We start from the raw sequence: 7,598 nt of genomic DNA, 5'->3' as shown, positions 1-7,598 counted from the left end.
ACCCGCCGGGCCGGGGCCTCCCGGAGGCGCACCGAAGCGATCGGGCGGGACGGGTCCAGGACCTCGCACGGTGCGATCTCGACCCCGGCGGCGTCCGTCTCGACCAGGAACAGCGAGACGCCCGCGTCCTCCTGGGCGGCCACCACCAGGTGATCCGCGTCGGCCGCGCCGACGACCATCTGCTTGTCGCCGGACAGGCGGTCCCCGTTTCCGGACACCGCGGTCGCGACGTCCTCGGGACGCCACCGGCGGCTCTCCTCCAGGACGGCCAGGGCCGCGACCGATTCGCCCGCTGCCAAAGAGGGCAGCACGGCCGCCGCCGTCTCGTCCTGTTCGAGGGCCAGGAGCGCCTCCGTGGCGAGGACCGCCGAGGAGAACAGCGGCCCGCCCACCACGGACCGTCCCAGTTCCTCCGCCGCGATCGCCATCTCCAGCCGGGTGAATCCCGCGCCGCCGTGCCTCTCGGGCACGACCAGCCCCGGGAGGCCGACCTCCTCCGCCCACGACCGCCACAGCTCCCGCTCGCGCGGGTCGTCCGACTTCGGCGAGGGCGCGCAGGCGAGCGGCGCCCGGGACGCGGTCAGCTTGCGGACGACTCCGCGGAACTCCTCGTGCTCGGGTTCCCAGTGGAACGGCTCGGCCGGTGGTGTCCCGGCCTCTGCATGGGGCGTCGTCATGAGCCCTCCTGTGGACGGGTGCCGCCGTACACCGGCGGCCGCTTCTGCCGGAACGCCTCGATCGCCTCGTCCGCGTCCGGCGAGGACAGGCTGATCGCCTGCGTGCGGCCCTCGTCGTCGAGCGCCTGCTCCAAGGTCCGGTCGAAGCAGGCGTTGAGCAGCGCCTTGGAGCCCGCCATGGCGAGGCGGGGACCGGCCGCCAGCCGGGCGGCGAGTTCGGCCACCGCGGCGTCCAGCTCGGGTTCGTCGGCGACGCGGTGCACGAGGCCGATCTCCCGCGCGGTGCCCGCGTCGATGATGTCGCCGAGGAGGACCAGTTCCTTGGCGCGGTGCAGCCCGACCAGCCGGGGGAGGATCCAGGAGCCTCCGAAGTCCACCGACATGGCCCGCTGGACGAAGATCTCCGAGAACCTGGCCCTGGTCGAGGCCACCACGAAGTCGCACATCAGCGCCAGGTTCATCCCGGCGCCCACGGCCACGCCGTCCACCCGCGCGATGGTCGGCACCGGCAGCCGGTGGAGGGCGAGGCAGGCGTCGCCGACGATGCGCATGTCGTCCACCGGGTGCGTCCCGGTACCGGAGGCGCCGGTGTTGGGGGCGCCAGTGTTGGGGGCGCCAGTGTTGGGGGCGCCAGTGTTGGGGGCGCCGGTGTCGAGGTCCGCGCCGGCGCAGAAGTCGCCGTCCGCGCCCGTCACCACGACCACCCGGTCCGCCAGCGGGTCGACCGAGCGGAACGCGTCCCGCAACGCCGCCCAGCCCGCCAGGGGCATCGCGTTCTTCACGCGGGGCCGGTTCAGCGTGACGGTCAGGACGCCGTCGCACCGGTCGATGAGCAGGGGCTCTGCCATGGCAGTGGGCTCCTCTCTCTCACACAGCGACGCTAATCGTGATGAAATGTGATGTCAACATCACATTTCTTGCCGCCGGGTCCCGGCCTCGGTCGCGGCAGGCGGTGGGAACGGGCCCGGACTCGGGTCAGACGTCCTTGATGCCGATTCCCCTGGCCCAGACCAGGGTCAGCGTCTCGACCGTCTCTCGCGGGTCGAACTCCTTGCCGAGAAAGAACCAGATGTAACAGGTCTGGTCGACCATGGCGCCGAGCACCTCGGCGAACAGCACCGGGTCCACCTCGGGGTCGGCGATGCCGTCGGCCTGCATCCGCTGGATGCCCCGCGCCGTCCGGTCCACGAAGGACTCGCGCAGGGCGAGGCGCAGCTGCCGCATCTCCGGGGTGAAGGTCCCGACCTGCTCTATGAGGCCGATCATCACGGCGTTCGGGCGGAAGGCGTCGACGAACCGCCACATCGCGAGGCGGATGCGCTCGACGGGATCGACGTCCAGCACGCGGTCGGTGTGGAGGTTGTCCATCATCGTCTCGATGACCGACTGCGCGACCTCCTTGAAGACCGCCTCCTTGGAGTCGAAGTAGGTGTAGAACGTGCCCTGCGCGACCCCGGCCTCGGCCACGATGTCGGCAACGCGGGCGTCCAGGAACCCCTTCGTCTCGAACACGGCGCGGGCGGCGGCCAGGATCTTCGCCCGCCGTTCACGACCCTTGGGCGTGATGGGCCCGGCGCCGCGCCGCTCGATCTGCGAGGCGGACGCGCTGACGATCACCCTGCCCTTGGGACTTCCACCGCGCGGACTCATTCTGGGGGCTCCTCCATCTGGCGCCGCACACCTCCGGGCACCACTTTTGACAATCGTGTCATAAACGAGCGTAGTCCGCCGGAGAGCGTGCGGCGGCCCGGACGCGGGCGGGCGGGCCGGTCACTCCCATGTGCGGAGCTCCCGCTTGAGGATCTTGCCACTGGCGTTGGTCGGCAGGGCGTCGACGAAGCGGAACTCGGCCGGCACCTTGTACTTGGCCAGCCGCTCCGCGCAGTGCGCCGCCAACTCCTCGCCGGTCGCCGTCGTCCCCGGGCGGAGAGTCACCCACGCGCGGACCACCTCGCTCCAGTGCTCGTCGGGGACCCCCACGGCGGCGACCTGCGCCACCGCGGGATGCTCGGCGAGGACCGACTCGATCTCGATGGGGTAGATGTTCTCCCCGCCCCGCACGATCATGTCCTTCTTCCGGCCGCTCAGGTACAGGTAGCCGTTCTCGTCGAGGTAGCCGAGGTCACCGGCCCGGAACCAGCCGCCGCGCAGCGCCCGCTCGGTCTCCTCGGGCATCTCCAGGTAGCCGTCCATCACCATGTCGCTGCGCGTGGCGATCTCGCCGACCTCGCCGGGCGGCAGCTCGTTCAGGTCCTCGTCCACGATCTTCAGCGCGACCCCGTACGCGGGCTTGCCGATCGATCCGAGCAGGTCCGGGCGGCCGTCGAGCGCCCGCCGGTGGTCCTCGGGGGTGAGCACGGCCTGCAGCCCGGCCTCCGTGCCGGCGCCGAAGGCGTTGAGGAAGTCGCAGCCGAAGGTGTCCATGGCCCGCCGCAGCAGGTTGGGCGACATCGCGGCCGCCCCGTAGTACATCAGCCTGAGGCGCTCGTAGTCGTGGTCGTGGACGTCCGGCAGGCCCAGCATGGTGCTGATCATGGTCGGCACCATGAAGACCGCGGTGAGCTTGTCGGCGGCCATGAAGTCGAGCGTCGTCCGGGCGTCGAACTGCGGGAGGATCAGCGACGGGGTGCCGTAGGCGACGCACATCAGGAGCTGGCAGATGCCCGTGATGTGGAAGGTCGGCGCCGCCGAGTAGCGCACGTCGTCCGGCCGCATCCGGTACTCGATCACCTGCTCGTTGATGATCGCCTTCATCATCCGCTGGGACTGGAGCACCGCCTTCGGCAGCCCGGTCGTGCCCGAGGTGAACGCCAGGCCGATGACGTCCTCGTCCGTGGCCACCACCGCCGGTTCGCCCTCGTGGCCCGTCGCCAGCAGCGCCTCGTACCGCGAGTCCGCGCCGTCCGCGGCGTCCCCGTCGTTGAGCGCGACGAACAGGCGGATGCTCTCGTGCGCTTCCGGCAGGTCCCGCAGCAACTCCTCGTAGCGGACGTCGTAGAAGAAGGCCACCGGCCCGGCGCGTGCGACCAGCGTGTCGATCTCGCCGCGCCTGAGCCGGTAGTTCAGCGGGACGTAGACCGCGCCGAGCTTGAGCGCCGCGAGGACGATCTCCACGTAGCGGTGCGAGTCCAGCGAGAACACCGCCAGCCGGTCGCCGCGGCCGACACCCTCGGCGCGCAGCGCCGACACGAGGCGGTTCACCCGGGCATTGGTCCGCACGAACGTGTGGTGCGACCCGTCGGCGAACAGGAAGCTGGGCGCGTCCGGCTTGTTCCGGGCGGTCATCGTGACCGACTCGCCGACACTGATGCGGTGACTCACCATCACCCCCAGGGCAGTGATTTTGACATCACCGTCACGTTAAGGAGGTGGGCCGTCCGCTGTCAATGCGTATGTCCCCGGCTGCGGCGGGGACCTCGCCCGCCGAGCCCAACGGGGGTCGGCTCGGCGGACGAGGGGGCAGTGCGCGAAAGGTCAGTGCGCGAAGCTGGTCCAGAAGCGGAGGTGGTGCTCGGCGGCCGCGTCGACCGGGCGGATGCCGCCGTCGCCCGGGGCGAGCGCCTGGACGTGCGGGACACGGTGCCCGAGGGTCCTGAACCGCGGCCACCGGGGGCCGGTGGCCTTCCCGGGGTCGCCCGAGGCCGCGAAGCTCGTCCAGTAGCCGATCATCTGCTCGGCGAGCCGCCGCTGCCCGGCGTCGAGGTCGGGCGGCATCCCGCCCAGGTCGAACAGGGACCACAGCTCGGAGGCGTGCTGGGCGCCCATCGGCATCTTCGGCGGCACGGGGGAGAGCGCCGGCGGCTCGGGGTCGGCGAACTGGTACTGGTACACCGGCACCCGCCGGGCCAGCTTGCGGGCCATCTCGTACTGCGAGAGGGCCCACTTGCGGTCGGTGACGATCGCCGACCACCTCAGCGCGGCCGAGTCGTACGCCGATCCCGGGTACTCGGCCCGGACCGCCGCCTCGTCCTCGCCGAACGTCTCGGCCATCACCGCGTCGAAGGTCCGCTCGGTCATCGGCTTGCGCTGACCGGGGCCCGCCTCGTCGTAGACGGCCGTGCTCTGGGTGGACTCGTCGCGGGTGTGTCCGGACAGCACGGGGACGCGGTGGAAGCGTCCCACGCTCAGCGCGGTGGACGGCCGCATGGGCAGCACATCGTTCCCGTACGCCGGGTGCATGTCCTTTTCCAGGACGGGCAGCAGGTCGTCCACGGGCAGCCCGCGCATGCAGGCCATCACCGCCGGGTCCTCGCCCGCGCAGCCCAGCTCGGCCGCGGTCCTGCGGCCGCGGTCCTGGACGGTCGCGAGCGGCTGGAAGATCTTCTCGGGCTTCTGCCCCCGGTAGTCGAAGTTCCTGAGCCAGCCGACCGAGCATGACCCGCTCTGCATGACGACCTTGTGGAACAGGCCCTTCGCGCCCGGCGACGTGAGCTGCGCGCATCCGCTGATCCCGCCCGCCGACTGGCCCGCCAACGTGACGTTGCGGGGGTCGCCGCCGAACCTGGCGATGTTGCGCTGCACCCAGGAAAGGGCGGCCTGCTGGTCCTTGAGGCCGTACGTCCCCGAGCCCTCCAGGCCGGGGTGGCCGAAGAAGCCGAACACGCCGAGCCGGTAGTTGACGCTCACCACGACGGCATCGCCCTGGGTCGCCATGCGCTCGGCGCCGTAGTTGGAGCCCGCTCCCATGTAGTAGCCGCCGCCGTGCACCCACACGATCACCGGGCGGGGCTTGGCCGGGGTACCGGAGGGCGCGGTCACGTTGAGGTTGAGGCAGTCCTCGTTCTTGCTCCCGCCGGGGATCTCGCCGGGGTTCTGCGGGCATGCCGGGCCGGGTTTCGTCGCGTCCCGGACGTCCTTCCACGGCTCGGGCGGCTTCGGGTTCTTCCAGCGCAGCTCGCGCACCGGCGGCGCGGCGTAGGGGATGCCCTGGAAGACGCGGACCTTCCCGTCCGCCTTGCCGCGAACCGACCCGTACTCGGTCTCCACGATGTTCCCGCCGGTCCCGGCGTCTGCGCTGAGTTCCGCCGTACTGGCATCGGCGCACGCCGTCATGGCGCCCACCACCCCGGTCAAGCCCAGCAGCGCCAGCGGCAAGCGCCGGTTCCCCACCTTCATCCGGTGACGTCCTCTCGTGCGTCGCATCCGTCGGTCACCAGTCCAGTGGCCGCCACGGGCGCCGCACTAGCCGCGAAGGCGGTGAGTCGTGCCTACGAAAGTGGACGACTCCGCCCCGGCCTACCCTCCTTAGTCGCCTTCGCGCTGGTGAACGGGTCTCCAGGAGCGAACTCCGCCTACGGTTGTCGGTATGGAGTACCTGCCGTCACCGGCGGCATGGCCCGTCCGGGAGCGGATCGTCGATGGAACGGTCCTGCTCGCCGCCGCCGGCGTCGCCTGGCTGCTGCCGCTCGCGCTCCCCGACGGGCCCGCGGAGGCGAGCCCCCTGGTCGGCGCGGCCGGCATGGTGCTCGTCAGCGCCCTGATCACCGCGGGCTGGCAGGCCGGTGCGGTCGCGGCGACCGCGGCCGCCGGGGTCGCCGTCGCCGGAGTGACCGCCGTGGCACTGCTGGTGCCCGGCTGGTTCGCCACCGCCGACGTGCCCACCAATGTGCTGATGGCGCTGGCTCCGTCCTTCGTCAGATACGCCGGTCACCTCTACAGGAAGGACCGGCGACGCGCCTGGACCATGGCGGCGCTGCTCACGCTGATCGTCACGCACCCCTGGTCGACGTCGGTGATCATCGCCGGCGACGGGCTGCTGTACGTGTGCGCCCCCATGCTGCTCGGGTTCTACGGCGAGGCGCGGAGGATGCTCGTGCGGACGCTGACCGACCGCGCCCGCGACGCGGAACGCGAACGGGACCTCTGCGAGGAGCGGGCCAGGACCCAGGAGCGCACCCGCCTGGCGATGGAGCTGCACGACGTCGTCACGCACCGCGTCAGCCTGATGGTGCTGCACGCCGGGGCGCTGCGGGTCACCGCCGCCGGTGACGCCGTCCGGGACGCGGCCGAGAACGTCCGGGCGACCGGGTGCGAGGCGCTCGTGGAGCTGCGGGAGCTGATCGGCGTCCTCCGCGGGCCCCCGGAGCCGCCCCCCGCCGCGCAGGAGGACGCCCGCCCGCGCATCGGCCGGCTCCCGCCGGTCGCCGCCGGCCGCCCGCCGGACCCGCCGCGCGTCGACCGGTCCGATCTGGCCGTGGCGGCGGCCGCGATCGTCTGGACGCTGCTGCTCAGCGTCAGCGTGGCCTCCTCGCAGGCGGCAGGCCAGGGTGAGCCGACGTTCCCCTTGGTCGAGATCGTGCTGCAACTGCCGCTGGCCGCCGCACTCCTCTTCCGGCGGCGCCATCCTCACCTGGCGGCCGCGCCGACGCTGGCCGGGGCGGCGGTCATGATCGGGCTCACCGCGACCGGCGCGGCGGACCTTCTTCCGGCGAGCGACTCCACCAGGCTGCTCGTCCCGGCGGTGGCTCCGCTGGCGGCCTACGCCCTGACCGCGCACTCCCGGCGACCCGCCCTCGGCACCGCCATGGTGCTGGTCCTGCTGGCCATGGCCGCCCGGCCGTGGGATCCGCACGCCGGGGTCATCTCGGTGGCGGCGGTGTTCCTCGGCCTGCCGGCGCTGCTCGGACTGTACGCCGGGGCCTGGCGCCGCCTCGTGGCCGCGCTCACCGAACGGGCCGAGCGGGCGAAACGGGAGCGGCTGCTCTTGGCCGACCGCGCACGTGCCGCGGAACGGGCCCGGCTCGCCCACGAGATGCACGACATCGTGGTCGGACGCGTGCACACCATGCTGGACTGGGCGAACAAGCTCGGCACCATGGAGCCACAGCCGAAGCCGGAGACGAAGCCGGGGGCGGGACCGCAAGCGGGACCACAGGCTGAGCCACAGGCAGGGCCGCAGGCGGGGCCGGGTGTGGAGGAGGG

6 protein-coding genes are annotated in these 7,598 nt (G+C 72.2%); 1 reads left to right on the top strand and 5 read right to left on the bottom strand.

Annotated elements, in window-relative coordinates; translation table 11 throughout:
* From E1281_RS34690 to E1281_RS34670, 5 genes are all read right to left on the bottom strand, one after another.
* Positions 1 to 677: acyl-CoA dehydrogenase family protein (locus E1281_RS34690; RefSeq protein ID WP_131883939.1), on the bottom strand; the 677-nt coding region annotated here is incomplete at its 3' end.
* Positions 674 to 1,525 (bottom strand): enoyl-CoA hydratase-related protein, encoded by an 852-nt coding sequence (locus E1281_RS34685; protein WP_131883938.1) that lies wholly within the window; start codon positions 1,523 to 1,525, stop codon positions 674 to 676. The genes E1281_RS34690 and E1281_RS34685, both read right to left, overlap by 4 nt.
* 127 nt (positions 1,526 to 1,652) lie before the next feature.
* On the bottom strand, positions 1,653 to 2,327 hold the full coding sequence (locus E1281_RS34680) for a TetR/AcrR family transcriptional regulator (RefSeq protein WP_131883937.1): 675 nt from the start codon (positions 2,325 to 2,327) through the stop codon (positions 1,653 to 1,655).
* Between the two features lie 120 nt (positions 2,328 to 2,447).
* Positions 2,448 to 4,001: an AMP-binding protein gene (locus E1281_RS34675; RefSeq protein WP_131883936.1), complete on the bottom strand. Its 1,554-nt coding sequence runs from the start codon at positions 3,999 to 4,001 to the stop codon at positions 2,448 to 2,450.
* A gap of 150 nt (positions 4,002 to 4,151) precedes the next feature.
* A complete protein-coding gene (locus E1281_RS34670; protein WP_207943672.1) occupies positions 4,152 to 5,792 on the bottom strand; it encodes a carboxylesterase family protein in 1,641 nt (546 codons plus the stop codon).
* A gap of 190 nt (positions 5,793 to 5,982) precedes the next feature.
* On the opposite strand from E1281_RS34670, the gene E1281_RS41505 reads away from it, so the two are divergent.
* A partial coding sequence (locus E1281_RS41505; protein ID WP_207943671.1) for a histidine kinase dimerization/phosphoacceptor domain-containing protein occupies positions 5,983 to 7,598 on the top strand: 1,616 nt, incomplete at its 3' end.

The sequence above is a fragment of the Actinomadura sp. KC345 genome (assembly GCF_004348515.1).
Classification (GTDB): Bacteria; Actinomycetota; Actinomycetes; order Streptosporangiales; family Streptosporangiaceae; genus Spirillospora.
The sequence above is the reverse complement of the archived record's forward strand: the minus strand, read 5'-3'. Positions and strand labels throughout refer to the sequence as shown.

Excerpts from the sequence above, each read along its gene's own strand:
- E1281_RS34685 (WP_131883938.1), bottom strand. The coding sequence starts at position 1,525 with ATGGCAGAGCCCCTGCTCATCGACCGGTGCGACGGCGTCCTGACCGTC.
- E1281_RS34680 (WP_131883937.1), bottom strand. The coding sequence starts at position 2,327 with ATGAGTCCGCGCGGTGGAAGTCCCAAGGGCAGGGTGATCGTCAGCGCG.
- E1281_RS34675 (WP_131883936.1), bottom strand. The coding sequence starts at position 4,001 with ATGGTGAGTCACCGCATCAGTGTCGGCGAGTCGGTCACGATGACCGCC.
- E1281_RS34670 (WP_207943672.1), bottom strand. The coding sequence starts at position 5,792 with ATGAAGGTGGGGAACCGGCGCTTGCCGCTGGCGCTGCTGGGCTTGACC.